The organism is Verrucomicrobiota bacterium (assembly GCA_039192515.1).
GTDB lineage: Bacteria > Verrucomicrobiota > Verrucomicrobiia > Methylacidiphilales > JBCCWR01 > JBCCWR01.
Window position 1 is genome coordinate 20,387 of the sequence record JBCCXA010000014.1, and the last position, 17,797, is coordinate 38,183.

The window sequence follows — 17,797 nt, forward strand, 5'->3', positions numbered from 1 at the left end:
TACAAATAGTTTTTTGCCATGAATTGTCATCATACTCAAAAGCAAGGTGTAAAGAATGATTCCCATGAAAGGGGTTTCATTTCAATCCAAGGAGCACGCCAGCACAATCTCAAGAACCTGTCGCTAAAGATACCAAAGAATAAGCTGACGGTTATCACAGGACCTTCTGGATCAGGAAAATCCTCTTTGGCATTTGACACGCTTTTTGCTGAAGGGCAACGCCGTTACATTAATAGCCTCTCCTCCTATGCAAGACAATTTTTAGACAAGATGGAAAAACCCGATGTAGATATTATTGATGGTCTATCCCCCGCCGTAGCTATCGAGCAAAGATCTGGATCTAACAGTCCTCGCTCTACCGTTGCGACAGTTACTGAAATTCTCGATTATCTCAGAATACTCTATGCCACCTCAGGCAAGGCTCATCATCCAGAAACTGGTAAACCGCTACAAAAATTCAGTAGCCAAGAAATTGTCGATAAAATATTATCTCAGGAGGAAGGTATGCGCTTTGTTATCGCTTCTCCTTTGGTTTCCCAAGACAAGGGGCATCATAAAGCTCTGTTCCAGCAACTACGTCGTGATGGCTTTGTCCGAGTACGTGTTGACGGTAAGATGTACAGTTTAGATGAAGAGATAGCCACCGACAAAGAGCAGCCACACGATATTGAAGTAATAATCGACCGCCTTAAGGTAACTTCAAAGATTCAGAACCGGCTAAGTCAATCTGTAGAATTAGCTTTAGATAAAGGGCAAGGAGTCCTCACAATACTGTGGTTAGATAATGAACAAAAAATAATTGATCAATGGCATTTAAGTAATCAAAATTTTGATCCTGAAACAGGATTTGTATTTCCCACCGTTACACCACGACACTTTTCATTTAATAGCCCTTTAGGAGCCTGTCCCACTTGTTCTGGTTTGGGAACGGAAGCCATCTTAGATAATGATCTTATTATTCCAGATCATTCCTTGAGCTTAGAAGATGGCGCTATTCTCCCCTGGAAGAAAGCACCTGTAAAACTCGCTACACATTATCAGCACTTACTAAGGAAGCTGGCTGAATACTATAAAGTTAGTATGACAAGTTCATGGAAAGATCTGCCAGAGTCGTTTCAACATGTTCTCTTATATGGCTCGGGTGCTAGAACCATACCACAGCTCAACCAGTCTTTTGTAGGCATTCGGCAACAGCTGGAAGAGCTTTACAATGACAGTTCGAGTTCCACTACTCGTCAACGAATTCATGCCTTCATGACTCATCAAACGTGTAGAGCTTGTCGTGGCTCACGCTTACGTCCTGAAATATGCGCAGTAACGCTTGGAAACAACCATAGCGAATTTCAATTAAGTCTTCATGAGCTCTGTGACGCAACAGTAGAAAATGCTGAGTCCTTTCTTAAAAAGCTTCATTGGAGTGGTAATAAAGCAGATGCCTCAGAAGATCTGTGCCAAGAAGTTTTAGACCGCTTAAGATTCTTGAAAGACGTAGGACTTGGTTACTTAACGCTAAACCGCGAAACAGGAAGTCTCTCTGGAGGAGAGTTACAGCGTATACGACTTGCTGGGCAATTAGGTGCTGGTCTGACAGGCGTGCTATACGTTTTAGATGAACCCAGTATAGGACTTCATCAACGAGATAATGAACGCTTATTGCAAACTATCGAAAATCTCAGAGATCTAGGAAATACCGTAGTTGTAGTCGAACACGATGAAGATACCATGGAGCGAGCTGACTACATTATCGATCTCGGACCAGTTGCTGGACCACGTGGTGGCTATCTGGTGGCAGAAGGCACACCAGGCGACATAGCAAATCATCCTAAGTCAACCACTGGCCGTTATTTATCAAAGCAAGAATCTTTACCTATTCCTGAAAAGCGTAAACCTTTGCACAAAGGGTTTTTGAATATTATCAATGCTCGAGAAAACAACTTAGGAGGTATTAATGTTTCTTTTCCCATTGGTTGTTTTACTTGTGTAACTGGAGTAAGTGGTTCTGGAAAGAGCACTCTTGTCAATGAAGTGCTTAGCAAGGCTCTTTTTAGACATTTTTTCCGATCAAAAGACAAGCCTGGACGACATGATAAAATTACTGGACTAGATGAACTCGACAAAGTAGTAACAATTGACCAAAGCCCGATCGGCCGAACACCGCGTTCCAATCCACTCACTTACATTGGTGCATTTAATCTCGTACGCGACTTATATGCACAATTGCCTTCTTCACGCATTCGGGGCTACACAAAAAATCGCTTCAGCTTTAACACAGCTGGAGGACGTTGTGAACATTGTAAAGGCGATGGGTATATACGCTTAGCTATGCATTTCTTGCCAGACGTATTTGTAGAATGTGAGCACTGCAAGGGCCAACGTTTCAACCGAGAGACTTTAGAGATTACTTATAAGGGACATCACATTGCCCACGTTCTCAATCTAACGGTTGATGAGGGAATTGACCTATTTAGTAGCATTCCCGCGATAACTGAGAAACTTGAGGCCTTATCGAAAGTAGGTCTAGGTTATTTAAAATTGGGACAGCCTTCCAACACTCTATCAGGTGGGGAAGCACAACGCATCAAGCTTGCTACCGAGTTCTCCAAGAAGACAACAGGACATACATGTTTTATCATGGATGAACCGACTACAGGCTTGCATTTGCTTGATATTGAATATCTTTTACGCATTATATTTCAGTTGCGAGAGGCGGGGAATACAATTATCGTGATTGAACATCATTTAGACATTATAAAATCTGCAGATTACGTCATAGACCTAGGGCCAGAAGGTGGAAACCAAGGTGGCCAAGTAGTGTGCGTTGGCGCACCTGAGGAAATAGCTAAGTGTAAAGAAAGTTACACGGGAAGTTTCCTCAAAAGAAAACTTCAAATGTAATTCTCTAGTACATATGAGTATGAAAAATTGGATAAGGTTATATCCTATGGCCAAGTTGGTACTAAGCTTATTGGCATTGATGTTAGGTGGCTATGGCTTGAGCGCTCAAACATATGAAACCAGAGATCTTTCCTTTGCCAAGAGATCCTTTCAAGATGGCTTACATGACCTTGCAGCACTAAAGCTGAATAACTTTATCAAGGCTTATCCAAACAGCAGCCAATTACATGAAGCTTACTGGCTTTTAGGACAGGCTTACTATTTTCAAGATAATTTTGAGAATGCCCTTACTGAGTTTAGCAGGACAAAAAACATCCCTGAGGATTGGCATCCTCGCTTTATCTACTGGCAAGCTGAAACTTATGGTCAACTTAAACAATGGAAAAAAGCCATTGCTTTATTCCAAGAGATTATTGACGAATTCGCGCAGACAGAATGGAGTTCAAAATCGTCCATCGGTTTGAGTAAAGCCCATTTTGCTATAGGAAATCATGAGCGGGCTATTAATTGCCTAAAACCTCTACTAGAATCTGAGCGTGATGGGGTAAAGCAGCTCGCCATGCTTCAAGAAGCCAGAATCCTTCTAGCCCAAGAAAAATGGACCCAGGCCCGTCCATTAATTGTTTCATTAACCCAAGCGAAACTGCGCCCGCCCCTATTATTCGAAGTAAAGCTATGGGAAGGTGAAGTTGCTATCATAAACGAAGAATATTCGGAAGCGCTTGAAGCTTTTAAGCGGATTACTTCTGATCAGCGAGCTACTCCTCGCAGGCTAGTGGCTCAAGCATGGTTCAATCAAGGGAAGGTCCATGAGATACTTGAGCAGTGGCCAAAATCCGCCAGTGCTTATGAACAATGTTTTATTCTAAGTCGGTCCGCCAACACCACTGAATCTGCGGTTCTCAAATACCTTGAAATTGAATCAAAGAATGGAAATCTTGCGACTGCAGCCCTTAAAGTAAAAGAGTTCGTTAGGAAACAGGAAATCCCACCCATCTTTGCCTGGCTCGCTATAGCTCGTTATCATCTCAATGATAAGGATTACAACTTAGCCATTAGTGAATTAGATAATTTTATCAGTTCCTATCATAACCATCCAGCCCGGTGGAACGGCTATCTCCTTTTGGCAGAAGCACTTCAATTAAATAATAACATCCCAAAAAGCTTGGAAGTCCTTGATAAAATTGCAGAACAAAACGAATCTCCTCAACTCAAGCTAAAAGCCCAACTCAAAATGGCTGGCCTTAAGTTTGATCAAAATGATTTTGCCAATGCCTCTAAATTCTATCAGATCATTGCTAAAGAAACCTCAAGTCTACAACTTTCCGAGACATGTGACTTCCGAAATCTTATCTGCCTTGCAAGAACAAGAAAAATTGACGAATTTGAGAATGAAGCCACTATTTTTCAGAAGAAATATACAGAAAGCGAATATCTGGAATCCATCCAGTTAGAACACGCTTCATTGTTAGAGCAAAATGATCAAATCAAAGAGGCTCGGAATATTTATTTTGAGCTCATTGCTAAATCAGCATCTCTTCCTAAAGTAGCTGAAGCCAAGTATGCCTTGGGTAAGTCATACTACAAATCATCAGAAAATAAGAAAGCTTATGAAACCCTGGAAGGCTTGATTGAAGATCACCCTTCATTCCCGCAACGCGAAGAGGCCATCTACTGGAAAATTTTTACAGAACAACATTCCGAATCCAGTGATGCTGAAACCATTCGAAAGAGTTACGAAGCCCTACTAACTGATTATCCTGAGCATACAAAAAAAGTGCATATTTTTTTCCAAATAGCGCTCTCATACTATAATGAGCAAAATTATAATTTGGCTCAAAAAAAATTTGAGCAGATTGCCCAGGATTTTCCATCAAATGCATTCGTTCATGAATCCATGTATCTTGCAGGCAGGTCGTCCATGGGCCTTAACAATTACCAAAAATCTATCTCCCTCCTCGAGAAAGTTGACCAAGACAGTGAGTTCAAACCATACGCCCGTCTAGCACAGGTTGTTTGTCTTATGTTTCAAGGACAGCATGAGGAAGCATTGAAAATCACAGATTCATTGATTAAAGAAAAAGCGAATGATTATATTTGGACTGAAGCCTCATTACGTAAGGTTGACTGCCTCTTTCAGCTTGCAAATAACAGTCCGCAAAGATTAAAAGAAGCACACGACATCTGCTCAAAAATTTTAGCTAATGAAAACGCTAATATTGCTGCAAAAAATGAAGCAGGCTATCTCAAAGGCCGTATTTTATTGGAAATGAATCAACAAACAGAGGCACTAGAGGCTTACATGGATGTTGTTTATGGAAATTATCTACCATCTGAGATAACTCAGCAGAATCATGAACCTGAACTTTTCTGGTTTATTAAGTCAGGTGTGGAGGCTGCTGAAATGAAAGAGGACCTAAATGATATTCGCGGGGCGGTTGCCATTTATCGCATCCTAGAAAAGCTCGGAGGACCTAGCAGAATAGAATTTCGCCATAAAATTGAGGATCTTAAGGCTAGGCACTTTATTTGGGAGGAAACCTAGGTCGTATTATTGACGATAATGAAAGATCTATTGATTCGCAACAACTTATAAAAACATGGCATAATTGATAGCATTGACTTAGAAAAGTCCTCTCTTATAGTGTAGTCGGTTGTGCACGAAGATGATTTAATTCTGGTAAAGCACTCGGGAGATCTTGGGGTAGTGCGAGTAGAGGGCAGAGGAACTTTCAAAAATGCAAGATACCTCAAGACTTTCGCGAAAAAGTCCAGAGAAATTGGCATCAACCAGTTTGCCTTAGATCTAGGAAAGTGCACTCACATGGATAGTACATTCATGGGGACTATTGCGGGACTAGCAATTGATGCCAAAAAAAGCCAGACTCCCCTCCCACAAGTTTATTACATATCTGAAAAGAATTTGGAACTCTTGCAAACACTTGGGCTAGATAGGATTCTTAATATAGTTGCTGATGATTTAAAGATTTCCGCTGATGGAAAAACCGACTCTAAAGAAGATGCTGAAGATAAAATTAATCAAGAACAGCTATCAGAAGATATGTTAGAAGCACATCAAACACTTGCCAGTTTAAGTGAATCCAATGCTGAGAAATTTGAAGATGTCATTCATTTCCTTCGAAATAAACTCGAAACAAGTGAAGAGTAATTAGCCACCATGTTTCAAGTTTTTGGAACGATCCTGATTTTAATACTTAGTGCCAGCTTGTTTATTGTTGCTACCAAGCTACAAAGGACGCTTCAGGTAATCCACAAGAGGGACGATCAAATTAACGCCTATTCTAAAGAGAAGTCGCTGCTCTTTGATTTTTTACATGACTTGGGAGAAGCCTTTACAGAGAACTTAGATAGGCAACAACTCTTAGATACTATACTTGCTTGCTCAGTTAACGTTACAAGCGCACGCGGAGGCATCATCTACCTCTACAAAGAATCAAAGCAAGCCTTAATTTCAGAGTCGGTTGTTGGAGTTTTTCCTCCGCCCTTTCCTTTCCCTAAGGAAATGGAATTTAAAATGGCAAGCCGCGATGAATACCTAGAGAGTATTCTGCGCACTGAACCTCTGGCTATTTCAGCCAACAATCCTCTAGTAGACGTTTTTAAAGAAAGAAAAGTCCTCTATGTCAAAGCTGAAGATAAAAATCGCCCGTTCCTTTCAATGGAAGACGAAAATTTAAATTTTAGATCTCTCATAGTTGTCCCACTGCACAATAAAAAGGAATGCCTTGGGATACTAGCTATTGCTAATCCAACAGATCGAGAATCTTTCACTGAAGCTAACCTCAATCTTGCAAAATCTATTGCTCACCAAGCATTTTTCTCTCTACAAAGCACCACTTTATACGCCGAACTCGCAGAAAAACAGCGAATGGACTTTGAGCTTAATACGGCAAGAGAAATACAGACCATCTTATTACCTGAAAAATGCCCGGTTATCCCTGGTTATGATATCACTGCTATCAGCATACCCGCCCAACAGGTCAGCGGTGATTATTATGATTTTATTGAATTAGATGAGGACCACCTAGGTATTGTCATCGCCGATGTTTCCGGGAAAGGCGTACCCGCATCCCTCGTCATGGCCATATGCCGTTCCCTCATTCGTTTCCACTCTCCTACCATGAATTCTCCTACAGAGACGCTTAAAGTAGTTAACCGAATTTTATATCCCGATATACGAGAAGACATGTTCATTACCCTAGCTTATTTTGTTCTAAATCATAAAACAGGTGTTCTCACCATAGCCAAAGCCGGCCATGATGCTCCCTTACTTTGCACGGATAACTTTGAAAATATCAAAACCCTTCAGTCGCCCGGTATTGCTCTCGGCATTGACAGCGGAGAAGTCTTCGATAATGTTTTACAAGATTTCGTCGTTCCTCTATCAACGAATGATACTGTTCTTGTGTATACAGATGGTATGAATGAGACAGTTAATAGTGATGGAGTGGAATTTGGCCGTGAACCAATTAAGGCCTCCTTGAAAGCTGAAGCACATCGTGGAACATCACCTCTGTTAGAGGATCTTGTGCAAAGGGCTATTCATTTCCGAGGAACAGAAGTCCAAAGTGATGATATAACTTTAGTAGCATTACAGAAGAAATAATGAGTGATAAACAGACCAACAAAAGCCAACTAAAAGAAGAAGATAAGAACTTAGAAACTTCTATCGAGAACGAAGCCATTGAGGAAGAGAAGAACCTTGAGGCACCTGAAGTAATTGAAGCAAAATCTTCAGAAAACGAGGAAATAGAGAAACGGGTAACTCCTGAGCTCTCTCCTGAAGAAAAAATTGCCCAACTACAAGATACCGTGGTTCGAATGCGTGCAGACTTTGACAATTTCCGCAAGCGTTTACAAAAAGAGAAGGAAGACTCTATCCGTTATGCAAACGAAGGCCTACTAGAATCTCTCATACCTATTTTTGACAACTTTGAATTGGGACTCCAGGCAGCTGAGCAAGCTACCGATGTAAAGTCCCTAGTGATGGGTATGTCAATGGTCAAAGAGCAACTTAAGCGCTTTCTCGATGATTCTGGACTTACCCAAATTGACGCGAGAAGTGGCGAATTCGACCCACATGTCCATGAGGCTGTTTCACACGAAGAATCTTCTGATGTGCCTGAAGGTCAGATTATCACTCAACGTCGCAAAGGGTATAAACTTAAAGACCGACTTATACGCCCCGCAAGTGTAGTCGTGGCTAAAGCCCCTAGTGAAAAAGAAGCAGAAGAAACTTCAAACACGGAGCAAACGAATGCCTAAATTAGGCGCTTTGCAAAAATAAGATAAGGCACCATGGCTATTTCAAAAAAAGATTATTATGAATTATTAGGAGTTTCTCGAGAGGCTTCTGCTGACGAAATTAAAAAAGCTTACCGAAAACTTGCAGTTAAATATCATCCAGACAAAAATCCAGGAGATAAAGAAGCTGAGGATCGATTCAAAGAAATTGGAGAAGCCTACGAGGTCTTAAGCGACACTAATAAAAAAGCTGCCTATGACAACTATGGCCATGCTGCTTTCCAACAAGGCATGGGGAGCGGAGGTAGAGGGTCTTCATTTCATGACCCCTTTGATGTTTTCCGAGAAGTCTTTAGTGGAGGCAATGCTGGTGGAGGTGGCATTTTTGGTGATATTTTTGAGGAAGCTTTTGGTGGCGGAGGGCCTAAAGGAAACCAACCTTCACGTGGTGCAGACTTGCGTTATGATCTAGAGATCTCTCTTGAAGATGCTGTATCTGGTTGCGAAAGAGAGATCTCCGTTCGAAAATTAGAAACATGCGACAGATGTTCTGGCTCAGGTGCTTCTCCTGGTTCAAAGACCATTACATGTAGCACGTGTGATGGTACTGGCAGAGTTTCTGTGAGCAGAGGCTTTTTCTCTATGACACAAACCTGCCCCACATGTCAAGGTGCTGGAGTGAAGATAGAAAAACCTTGCCCTCAGTGCAATGGCGAAGGTCGTGAAGCTAAAACTTCAAAAATTAAAATCAAAGTGCCATCTGGGGTAGATACAGGATCTAGACTTCGCTCCTCCAACAATGGAGAAGCCGGCACAAAGGGCGGAGGCTATGGAGATCTCTATATAGTCATTCATGTAAAGAAACACGAAATTTTTGAACGTGAAGATACCGACCTATATTGTGAAGTTCCTGTTAGCTTTGTTCGCGCTGCACTTGGAGGCGAAGTAGAAGTACCAACCCTTGAAGGCAAAGCCATCCTTCGTATTCCAGAAGGAACGGCTGGTGGAAAAATATTTCGCTTAAAGGGCAAAGGTGTTCCTGACCTTCGCGGGTACGGACACGGTGACTTGAACATTCGCATTTATGTTGAAATACCCAAAAAACTGAACTCTGCCCAGCGTAAGAAATTAGAGGAATTTGCAGAGCTCTGCGACGACAGCACACATCCAGAACGCCAGTCCTTCTTCAAAAAGGCAAAAGATTTTTTCAAATAACATCCGGTTTAGACTATGGCTAGATTTTATGCTCCAGATCTGAAACATGTGAGCTCCATTGAAGGTCCTGAAGCCTTCCATGCCTTTGCCGTGCTTCGCCTCAAAATTGGGGATTTTTGCACCCTCTTTGATGGATTAGGCACAGAACAAAAAGCTCGGATACTCAATATTGATAAAGACTCATTTGAATATGAGCCAATCATTACTCAAGCCTCACCTAAACCTCCTTGTTCACTTCATTTGTCACAAGCCATTCCTAAAGGAAAAGCGATGGATTTAATTCTACAAAAAACAACTGAGGTCGGGGTCTCTTCTATTTACCCTTTATTGTCTAATCGTTCCGTCATAGAACTTGCCGTCAATAAACAGAAACCTAAGACCGAGAAATGGGTTCAAACATCCGTAGAGGCCTGTAAACAATGCGGCCAAAATTGGCTCCCCCAAATCCATCCCTATAGCGATATTGAAACTTATCTTGGTGTTACTTCTTCTCTCAAAGGCCTTAAACTTATTGCCTCTCTACAACCAGACGCAAAATCTCTGACAAAAGTTATATCCCAGGCAAAGTCAGAAGGACTCATTAAAGATATTTATTATCTAGTAGGACCTGAAGGAGATTTTACGCCATCAGAAATGGGCGAAGCTCGCTCCTGTGGTTATATTCCCGTTTCGTTAGGCCCTAATATCCTTCGTTCAGAGACGGCAGCCATCTTTCTAACCAGTATACTATTCTACGAGCTTAATTTTGCTTAGAAATATTTTCACCGTATCTCAAGGTGTTTGACTCTGATTGATATAATCATAAGCATCATGTGTGCTTGAATCTTTGTGCAATAGGCATGCGCCTACCAGATCCAAAAGCCTTAGGAGTAATCTTTAGACCCGGTGCTGCTTGCCTCCTCTTATATTCGTTAAGATCTACTTTACGTATAATATCCCTAACTAAAAACTCGTCATGGCCCATTCCAACGATCTCTTTGACTGATTTACTTTCTTCGATATAGGCCTTGAGTATTTGGTCTAATTCCTCGTAAGCAGGCAGAGTATCTTGATCTTTTTGATTCGGAGCAAGCTCCGCACTTGGAGGTTTGGTGATCGTATTATTGGGAATAATCTCCATTTTTCGATTAATCCATTTAGCCAATTGGTAAACTTGCATTTTAGTAACATCGCTAATCACAGCTAATCCTCCGCACATATCGCCATATAAAGTGCAATAGCCAATAGCGAGTTCAGATTTATTACCCGTTGTTAAAATTAATCTATTTTGCTTGTTGGAAATAGCCATCATGGTCAGACCTCTTAGTCTCGCCTGCAAATTTTCCTCTGTTACATCTTGCTGAGAACCCTTTAGCACCTGAGCCATGTGGTTTAGAGAAGCGTTATAGATTTCTTTGATCGGCATCGTTAAGGTCTCAATTTCTAAAACAGCTGCCAATGCCTCAGCATCTTTGATACTACCCTCACTAGAATACTGGCTTGGCATCATGACACCTAAAACATTATCAGGACCTAATGCATCAACGGCAATCACCGCCGTAAGTGCGGAGTCTATCCCACCACTTAAGCCGATAGCTACTTTTTCAAAGCCACACTTGCGGACATAATCGGCAGTACCCTTAGATAAAGCATAAAACAAAGCTGTTTCATCTTCCTTCCAAGGGTCTGATGGAAGTGCCAACGCCTTGGTATCCATAACAAAAATGTCCTCACCAAATTCATTTCCTTTGGCTAATAGATCGCCATTCGCGTTAACAACTAAGCTCTGGCCATCAAAAATCAATTCATCATTTCCACCTATAAGATTTACTTGCACGATAGAAACGCGATGTTGCCTAGCAATTTCAGATAAAAGACTAAAGCGCGTTTTCTCTTTACCTAGGTGCCACGGACTTGCGGATATATTGACTAAAAGATCCACGCCCTTATCCGCTAAATCCTTTACAGGATCACACTCATAAAGCCTGTCATCCCAATAATCTTCATCGTTCCAGATATCTTCACAGATGGTTACCCCAATCTTCTGCTTCCCTATGCAAATCACCTTATTATTTGAACCCGCCTCAAAATAACGGTCCTCATCAAATACATCGTACGTAGGAATAAGCGACTTGTGGACTCTCGCTACCTCCTGCTGTTTTTGCAGCACTACGGCCGAATTAAAGAGAGCTTTTCCAGGACGGTCAGAATTCCTGGTTAAACAGCCTACGATTAATGGAACCGCGCCTACACTCGCTATGATTTCTAGTAAAGTAGCTTCATCCTTGGCAACAAAATTCTCATATAAAAGCAGATCTCTCGGCGGGTATCCAGATATGCTTAGCTCTGGTGCGATTACTAATTCAGCTCCTTGATGCACACACCATTTATAGCCACCCAAAATTTTCTCTGCATTTCCAGTGAAATCACCAACCTTCGTATTTATCTGTAGACACCCAACATTCATCTTCTTCCAAGACTATCCTCTAAGCTTGGAGGTTTGTCGACATCGTAGATTCATGAATGCCTATACATGCATATACTTTAATTTGTTTTATCACAAGATTGACACAGTGTGAATTTCAACTATTTTCCATTGTTTATCTAAACGAATTTAAAAGGACCAATCGAGATATGGCAGTTCCAATTTCGCAAGCGTGGACAGTAGCAAGTTATGTGATTTCTCAAAAAATCAAGGGCAACAAACATTATCCCCTCGTGCTGATGTTAGAGCCTCTTTTTCGTTGTAATCTAGCCTGTGCAGGCTGCGGCAAGATTCAATATCCAAACCATATTCTAAACAAAAGACTGACTCCAGAGGAATGCTGGAAGGCTGCAGATGAATGCGGCGCTCCTATGGTTAGCATTCCTGGTGGTGAGCCCCTTATTCACCCCGAAATGGATAAAATTGTGGAAGGTCTAGTTCAACGCAAGAAATATATATATCTCTGCACGAATGCTTTGCTTCTTAAAAAGAAAATCGATTTATTTAAACCGAGCAAGTACCTCACATTTTCTGTTCATATGGATGGCTTAGAAGAAGAGCATGATGTTGCCGTATGCCGTGATGGTACCTACAAAACAGCCATTGAAGGAATCAAAGAAGCTATCAAGCGTGGATTTCGCGTTACAACTAACACAACTCTATTTGACGGTGCTGAGCCCGAGCGTGTCAGAGAATTCTTTGACGAAATGATGGGACTAGGCATTGAAGGTATGATGCTTTCACCTGGATACAGCTACCAAAAAGCACCTGACCAAGAAAACTTCTTGCAACGCAATCGCACCAAAGAACTTTTCACACAGATTCTCGACAATCCCAAAAAGACTTGGAAGTTTAATTTATCTCCTCTCTTCCTTCAATTCTTGCAAGGCAAGGTAGACTACGAGTGTACACCATGGGGTAACCCTACTTACAACATTTTCGGTTGGCAAAAGCCTTGTTACCTCTTACAGGATGGTTACGTCCCAACTTACCAACAACTTATCGATGAGACCGAGTGGGAAAACTATGGACACACTAGTGGCGAAGAACGCTGCAAGGATTGTATGGTCCACTGCGGTTATGAGGCCTCTTCTGTAGACGATACCTTCAGTTCTTTTGGAGGTTTTGTCAGAACGGTAAAAGCTACACTAGCAAACTAATTATTATCTCCTCTTAAAAGAAAGGAATCTCTCTATGCCTCAACAAGATAAATCAGCGCCGAGTAACTTATCAAATGGATGTAGTGAATATGAAGGAAAAATTTATACACCATCTACGCATGATGAGTTGGTAGATATTGTCAGGCTTGCCTTTGATTATCGCGGTGATGTTACATTAGCCCTCAATGATGGTAGTGAAAAAATTGGTTTTCTTTACAATTACAGCCCTGAGGCTGACCAAGTAATGATCTTTATCACCGAGGGGCGCCAATCGGTGCCAGAAACTATTAAATTGTCTAACATAGATAAAATCGATTTTTCAGGAGATGACAAAGCTTTTGGAAAATCGTGGGATAATTGGATGGCTAAGAGCAAATCACAACGCCAAGAGGAAGCTAAAGCTATAGCCGAAGAACAGCGTGAGCTTGGCATCCTTTAAAATTCTATTTAATTAGTGGTGCTTTCAAAAACTGGCTCATTAAAAAATAGTTTGAGGTGCGCGTAAATCTAGACCACTCAAATGTATCTATTTTCCATAGAACATACTGTGCGCTATCGACTATAATCTAAGATCTATGTCTCAGACATTATCTCCATAAATTATGATAACTTATTCTAGTACAATTCAAATATACATGATTTGGCAATAGAATCCGAATAAGTTGCACAGGAAAATGACAAAAAGGTTACAGAAGTCGGATTTTGTTGCATCAAACGGTGATACTGTAAGTTGAGTTTTTGCTTCATAAAAACAAAAGACTTAGGTAGATTTTTTTAGCCTTGTGTAATGTTCTGCATCATTCATAACACGCCTTTAAATTTTCAGTGACAAGATTTTGTTTAGATCATGCTCATTTGCACGAATTCCCTCAAGAAGTAGGTTTTCGACTTTCTGTTTCGTTAAGACAAGATTAGTAATAGAATAATTTATTACTAAAAAATAGTAATATAACTATTTTTTTCCTAGCAAAGGCTTAAAGATTTGATACATTTGGCGGCTTATGGCACGCAAGCAAAGATTATCATGGAAAAAGCCGTTACTCACGGTCGGGACTGTATCAACCTGGAATGGACTCTCTCACCTGGAATCCTCCGAACCACTAGTAGATTTGATTGAGGTGCGTCTAGATGCTCTATTTGCAAAAGACCGTTCACCAGAAAATATTATCAAAATACTGAAAAAGCGTAAGACAAATGTAATTCTTACATTAAGAACTCGGGATGAAGGAGGACTCTATTCTTGGAAATCAACTGAGCGTGTTTTAATTTTCGAGCAATTGCTACCTTATGTTGATGTCATAGATATAGAGCTTAAAAATGTTCATTACCATAGGGATATCTTGCGCTCCGCACGTTCTAAAGGAAAAAGTATTATCCTTTCTGCACATTCCTTAAGCCGCAAACTGACACCTCGCAAAGCAGCGAGATGGATGAGTGAATTCAAAAAACATCGCGCTAATGTTTACAAGATTGCTTCTCTAGCACGTAATTGCCAAGACCTAGGACTTCTTACTAGGTTAGTTCTAGAGAATCGCTCGAATATGGCTGTCATGGCAACAGGCAAAATGTCTCAAGTTTCTCGAGTCGTCTTATCAGCGCTAGGTTCTAAGTTAGTTTACGGTTATTTAGATGAGCCTATGGCAACCGGGCAACCCCCTGTAGAAGAAATTAGAACTATGTTAGATCCCATAGGACTTGTTTGAGCTTAAAATAAGACCGTTTATATCAATCTTATTTTGATATTAAGTCAGCGCAAAGTTTTCCACCATTTCTTGACAACCCTTTAAGTCTAGCTTGCCACTGGCAAGCTGAGGAATTTCCGAAATTTCGAAGATTTCCTTAGGCATCCATAAATTAGGTAAACCTTGTTGCTTAAATAGCTTTTGCCAATCCGTCTTTGGCACAGACTTGGTCGTGAGTCCTATGAGAATCTCTCCTTTTACATCATCTCTAATACCCATGACAACGACATGTGCATCTTCACTCAAAATCTCAGTAAAGATTTTGCTTAGCTTTTGCTCAACGGTTCCGTGAGGAACCATTTCGCCTCCGATTTTAGAAAACCGTGATAACCTACCCTCAATATATAGAAACCCATCTTTATCTACATAACCCAAGTCGCCAGAACAATACCAACCATTCTTAAGAACTTCTTTCGATTTTTTTTCATTTTTTAAGTAGCCCTCAAAGACATTGGGGCCTTTAAACCATAAGAGTCCTGTCTCAGTAGGATTTATCTGCTCGTTGGTTTCAGGGTGAGTCACCTTTACCTCAATCTCAGGAAGTACCTGACCCGTGCTGCCAATTCTACGATATTGACTATCTTTTCCTATATCAATCTTTGGTGTTTTAGTATTAGGACGATTAGCAGAAATAACAGGAGAAGTCTCAGTCATACCATACCCTTCGCAAACAGGAATCTTCATTTTGTTCTCAAAATCTTCCATTACTTGTCTAGGTAATTTTTCTGCTCCAACAACTACCAAGCGTAGGCTCTTAAGCTGTTCCAACTTCCCTTTGCGAGTATATGAGCGAAGAAAAGTAGGGGTTGAAACTAAAAGCTCCACTTCATATTTTTCAACAGCAGCAATGATTTTACTACTATCTAGTGGAGAAATATAAGTAATAACTCTGGGGCCACAAATAAGCGGCCAAAATAGAGTCACTGTAAATCCAAAGGAATGAAAGATGGGTAAACATCCCATAATTGATGAAGCCAATTCCCTTGGAAATATTTCCTGAACCTGGTAAACATTCGCGACAATATTTCTGTGTGTCAAGACGACACCCTTTGGATTACCAGAACTTCCGCTGGTGAATAATACTCCTCCTTCTCGACTACCTCCTTTTTCACTCAGGTTTAATGATTTTACAATCTGTTGACTTGATTGGACGAAAACCATGAAGCGTTGAAGGAATATCTTTATTTTACCAATTTTTAATAATTGTGTTTTAACATCGATCAAATTCTTTTTTTCAGGCCAAGGAAAATCTTTAGCTTTCTTGATCATAATATCGGTGGATATGACTGTTGTTATTTCACTCAGCTCCATGCATAGCTCATTAGCTTTTCTACCCATAGTAAAATTAAAATTTACAGGCACTTTATCAGCTAAAACACAGGCTAAGTTTGTAACAGTTGCTCCAATACCCGGAGGAAGAACAATCCCTATACGCGAATCATGAACATACTGCTTGAGCCACTTTGCAAGACACCAACTTACAGCAAGTATCATCCCTCCGGATAAACTTCGCTGTTGAAAAGCATCAGTAATCATGATTTGAAATTGTCTACTTTTCAAACCTCGTACGCAGGCAATCCCTAGACTATCTTCAATTGCTTTATTTAACATGGAAAACTAGATTTACTGATCTGAATTAAATAGAAGATGGTGACACTCTTCCTTAAAGGCACTACGCTTCAATTTTGTTTTGATAGGTGCCGCTATGAGTGAAATAAGTCGGTCAAAGTCTCTTGCTCTCAGTTCACTTCTTTGATAACCAATTTCCGTCAAAGCTTCTTCTAGAACATCTAAAGCCTTTTCTTCACCAAATTCCTCAATCATAAATTTATCAAAAGCCTTCCAAAATTTTCGCGACAAAGTCACAGTCCCATTGAGTACTTCTTCTCGATCTGTAAAATGCTCTTCTTTAGGAATTGACTCTGACTTTGGCACCGCTTCTTCTTCTAATTCTTTTACATCTGTAATCTCCATCCGAGAAGAGGGTTTAAAAAGTATTACATTTAAGGATCGTAATACAAAAGGCACACTCACATCAGTTTCCACTAGCACTCCGATCACCACATAATCACTTGCTCCTAAAACAAATGAGCCATTCGCAAATTCAAATGAAGACTGTGTCACGGGAAGCTTCTGCGTTTTGAATGTCTCAAGAAGGCTGAGTAGATATCTTATCAGATCATTACGAACTGGAGCCAAGGAGTTATGATGATCTATCTCATAAATAACACACCCATCTTTATCAAAAGCAATAACTGCTCTCACTCCCTCTAAACTTGAGAGCCCCTTAAGAGGTGTCGTGTTAATTGGATTTTTCATTTAAATGATTAGTTCTCAATTCCTTGAGCTCTATAACTGAGCGATCTATACTTCGATATGCTCTGCCTGGGCTCCACTTGGCATTAAAAAAAGCTGCAATTAAAGAATTACCCGTACCCTGCTGAACAAACAAGATATCATCTCCCTTAATTGAGACTTTTGAAGGACCGCCTTGATCTAATATAGTAGATAGGTCCGTTGCAACACGCATCATAAAGCTTGCCATGCGTTTAGCCGCAGAAGCATTACCCAGCCCAGAGCGATCGAGAACCTCTCCTTCCTCACTAATTTCTGCAGCCAATATAATACCAGGAACTTTCCGAAAAACAGGATCTATTTCTGACATCTCTCCATTTGGCTTTAGACCCAATGACGGCTCGACACCCAACTCTAAAGGATTCTCCTTTGTCGTTGCCTTATCGATAACAGCATCACATTGTTTCAGCAGCTTCTCCCACTTCGTTTTAATCGTATGTTGAAAGGTTGTCGCAGTAGGCTCTAAACTAAATTTTCCTTGTTGTAATCTTAATAGCTCAAATAGAGCCTTTTTGCCTTTAAACTGACTGGATCTGGCATGAATTACTCGACCGTCTTTGACAACAATAATGCCCTTTTCGACTGCAGTTGTAATACTTACCGTGAGAGACTGCGGCATGAGGCAAGCCTCTTCGATAAGGTCCAATAAACAAATCCACTTTAGCTCACCTCTAATAATTGCCATATGATTTCTCTATTAC

The 17,797-nt window shown here is 40.7% G+C and carries 14 protein-coding genes; 10 read left to right on the top strand and 4 right to left on the bottom strand.

Translation table 11 applies throughout. From position 1 onward, the window contains the following. Nucleotides 1-18 precede the first annotated feature (18 nt). The 7 genes from uvrA (at nt 19) to AAGA18_07920 (ending at nt 10,128) form a co-directional block, all read left to right on the top strand. Nucleotides 19-2,895, top strand: coding sequence for an excinuclease ABC subunit UvrA (gene uvrA / locus AAGA18_07890; GenBank protein ID MEM9445262.1), 2,877 nt, complete (start codon nt 19-21; stop codon nt 2,893-2,895). A 46-nt stretch (nt 2,896-2,941) separates the two neighbouring features. Next, the gene (locus AAGA18_07895) at nt 2,942-5,440 is read left to right on the top strand and encodes a tetratricopeptide repeat protein (GenBank protein MEM9445263.1); all 2,499 of its coding nucleotides are present in this window, start codon (nt 2,942-2,944) and stop codon (nt 5,438-5,440) included. A 111-nt stretch (nt 5,441-5,551) separates the two neighbouring features. Next, a complete protein-coding gene (locus AAGA18_07900) occupies nt 5,552-6,064 on the top strand; it encodes an STAS domain-containing protein (protein ID MEM9445264.1) in 513 nt (170 codons plus the stop codon). Between the two features lie 9 nt (nt 6,065-6,073). Then, a complete protein-coding gene (locus AAGA18_07905) occupies nt 6,074-7,522 on the top strand; it encodes a GAF domain-containing SpoIIE family protein phosphatase (protein MEM9445265.1) in 1,449 nt (482 codons plus the stop codon). Further along, nucleotides 7,522-8,181, top strand: a complete 660-nt coding sequence (gene grpE / locus AAGA18_07910) for a nucleotide exchange factor GrpE (protein ID MEM9445266.1) — start codon at nt 7,522-7,524, stop codon at nt 8,179-8,181. Before AAGA18_07905 ends, grpE begins: the two co-directional genes overlap by 1 nt. 33 nt (nt 8,182-8,214) lie before the next feature. Further along, a complete protein-coding gene (dnaJ, locus tag AAGA18_07915; protein ID MEM9445267.1) occupies nt 8,215-9,375 on the top strand; it encodes a molecular chaperone DnaJ in 1,161 nt (386 codons plus the stop codon). A 15-nt stretch (nt 9,376-9,390) separates the two neighbouring features. Further along, nucleotides 9,391-10,128, top strand: a complete 738-nt coding sequence (locus AAGA18_07920) for an RsmE family RNA methyltransferase (GenBank protein MEM9445268.1) — start codon at nt 9,391-9,393, stop codon at nt 10,126-10,128. 55 nt (nt 10,129-10,183) lie between these two features. Here AAGA18_07920 and AAGA18_07925 read toward each other — a convergent pair whose 3' ends face one another. Continuing rightward, nucleotides 10,184-11,821 carry an NAD+ synthase gene (locus AAGA18_07925; protein MEM9445269.1) on the bottom strand — a complete coding sequence of 546 codons (1,638 nt, stop codon included), beginning with the start codon at nt 11,819-11,821 and terminating at the stop codon, nt 10,184-10,186. Nucleotides 11,822-11,988: 167 nt separating this feature from the next. On the opposite strand from AAGA18_07925, the gene hpnH reads away from it, so the two are divergent. The 3 genes from hpnH (at nt 11,989) to AAGA18_07940 (ending at nt 14,702) form a co-directional block, all read left to right on the top strand. Further along, nucleotides 11,989-12,999 carry an adenosyl-hopene transferase HpnH gene (gene hpnH / locus AAGA18_07930; protein MEM9445270.1) on the top strand — a complete coding sequence of 337 codons (1,011 nt, stop codon included), beginning with the start codon at nt 11,989-11,991 and terminating at the stop codon, nt 12,997-12,999. Nucleotides 13,000-13,033: 34 nt separating this feature from the next. Further along, nucleotides 13,034-13,438: a hypothetical protein gene (locus tag AAGA18_07935; GenBank protein MEM9445271.1), complete on the top strand. Its 405-nt coding sequence runs from the start codon at nt 13,034-13,036 to the stop codon at nt 13,436-13,438. 562 nt (nt 13,439-14,000) lie between these two features. Beyond that, nucleotides 14,001-14,702, top strand: coding sequence for a type I 3-dehydroquinate dehydratase (locus AAGA18_07940; GenBank protein MEM9445272.1), 702 nt, complete (start codon nt 14,001-14,003; stop codon nt 14,700-14,702). A 39-nt stretch (nt 14,703-14,741) separates the two neighbouring features. Here AAGA18_07940 and AAGA18_07945 read toward each other — a convergent pair whose 3' ends face one another. Genes AAGA18_07945 through AAGA18_07955 form a run of 3 tightly spaced genes read right to left on the bottom strand, consistent with a single transcriptional unit; the run spans nt 14,742 to nt 17,781 of the window. Further along, entirely contained in the window at nt 14,742-16,352 is a 1,611-nt protein-coding gene (locus tag AAGA18_07945) for an AMP-binding protein (GenBank protein MEM9445273.1), read from the bottom strand. Nucleotides 16,353-16,364: 12 nt separating this feature from the next. Then, nucleotides 16,365-17,060 carry a hypothetical protein gene (locus tag AAGA18_07950; GenBank protein ID MEM9445274.1) on the bottom strand — a complete coding sequence of 232 codons (696 nt, stop codon included), beginning with the start codon at nt 17,058-17,060 and terminating at the stop codon, nt 16,365-16,367. Next, nucleotides 17,044-17,781: a DUF4388 domain-containing protein gene (locus AAGA18_07955; GenBank protein ID MEM9445275.1), complete on the bottom strand. Its 738-nt coding sequence runs from the start codon at nt 17,779-17,781 to the stop codon at nt 17,044-17,046. Before AAGA18_07955 ends, AAGA18_07950 begins: the two co-directional genes overlap by 17 nt. Nucleotides 17,782-17,797 lie beyond the last annotated feature (16 nt).

Excerpts from the sequence above, each read along its gene's own strand:
- AAGA18_07935 (MEM9445271.1), top strand. The coding sequence starts at position 13,034 with ATGCCTCAACAAGATAAATCAGCGCCGAGTAACTTATCAAATGGATGT.
- AAGA18_07950 (MEM9445274.1), bottom strand. The coding sequence starts at position 17,060 with ATGAAAAATCCAATTAACACGACACCTCTTAAGGGGCTCTCAAGTTTA.
- uvrA (MEM9445262.1), top strand. The coding sequence starts at position 19 with ATGAATTGTCATCATACTCAAAAGCAAGGTGTAAAGAATGATTCCCAT.
- AAGA18_07945 (MEM9445273.1), bottom strand. The coding sequence starts at position 16,352 with ATGTTAAATAAAGCAATTGAAGATAGTCTAGGGATTGCCTGCGTACGA.
- grpE (MEM9445266.1), top strand. The coding sequence starts at position 7,522 with ATGAGTGATAAACAGACCAACAAAAGCCAACTAAAAGAAGAAGATAAG.
- dnaJ (MEM9445267.1), top strand. The coding sequence starts at position 8,215 with ATGGCTATTTCAAAAAAAGATTATTATGAATTATTAGGAGTTTCTCGA.
- AAGA18_07895 (MEM9445263.1), top strand. The coding sequence starts at position 2,942 with ATGGCCAAGTTGGTACTAAGCTTATTGGCATTGATGTTAGGTGGCTAT.
- AAGA18_07920 (MEM9445268.1), top strand. The coding sequence starts at position 9,391 with ATGGCTAGATTTTATGCTCCAGATCTGAAACATGTGAGCTCCATTGAA.
- hpnH (MEM9445270.1), top strand. The coding sequence starts at position 11,989 with ATGGCAGTTCCAATTTCGCAAGCGTGGACAGTAGCAAGTTATGTGATT.
- AAGA18_07940 (MEM9445272.1), top strand. The coding sequence starts at position 14,001 with ATGGCACGCAAGCAAAGATTATCATGGAAAAAGCCGTTACTCACGGTC.
- AAGA18_07905 (MEM9445265.1), top strand. The coding sequence starts at position 6,074 with ATGTTTCAAGTTTTTGGAACGATCCTGATTTTAATACTTAGTGCCAGC.
- AAGA18_07925 (MEM9445269.1), bottom strand. The coding sequence starts at position 11,821 with ATGAATGTTGGGTGTCTACAGATAAATACGAAGGTTGGTGATTTCACT.
- AAGA18_07955 (MEM9445275.1), bottom strand. The coding sequence starts at position 17,781 with ATGGCAATTATTAGAGGTGAGCTAAAGTGGATTTGTTTATTGGACCTT.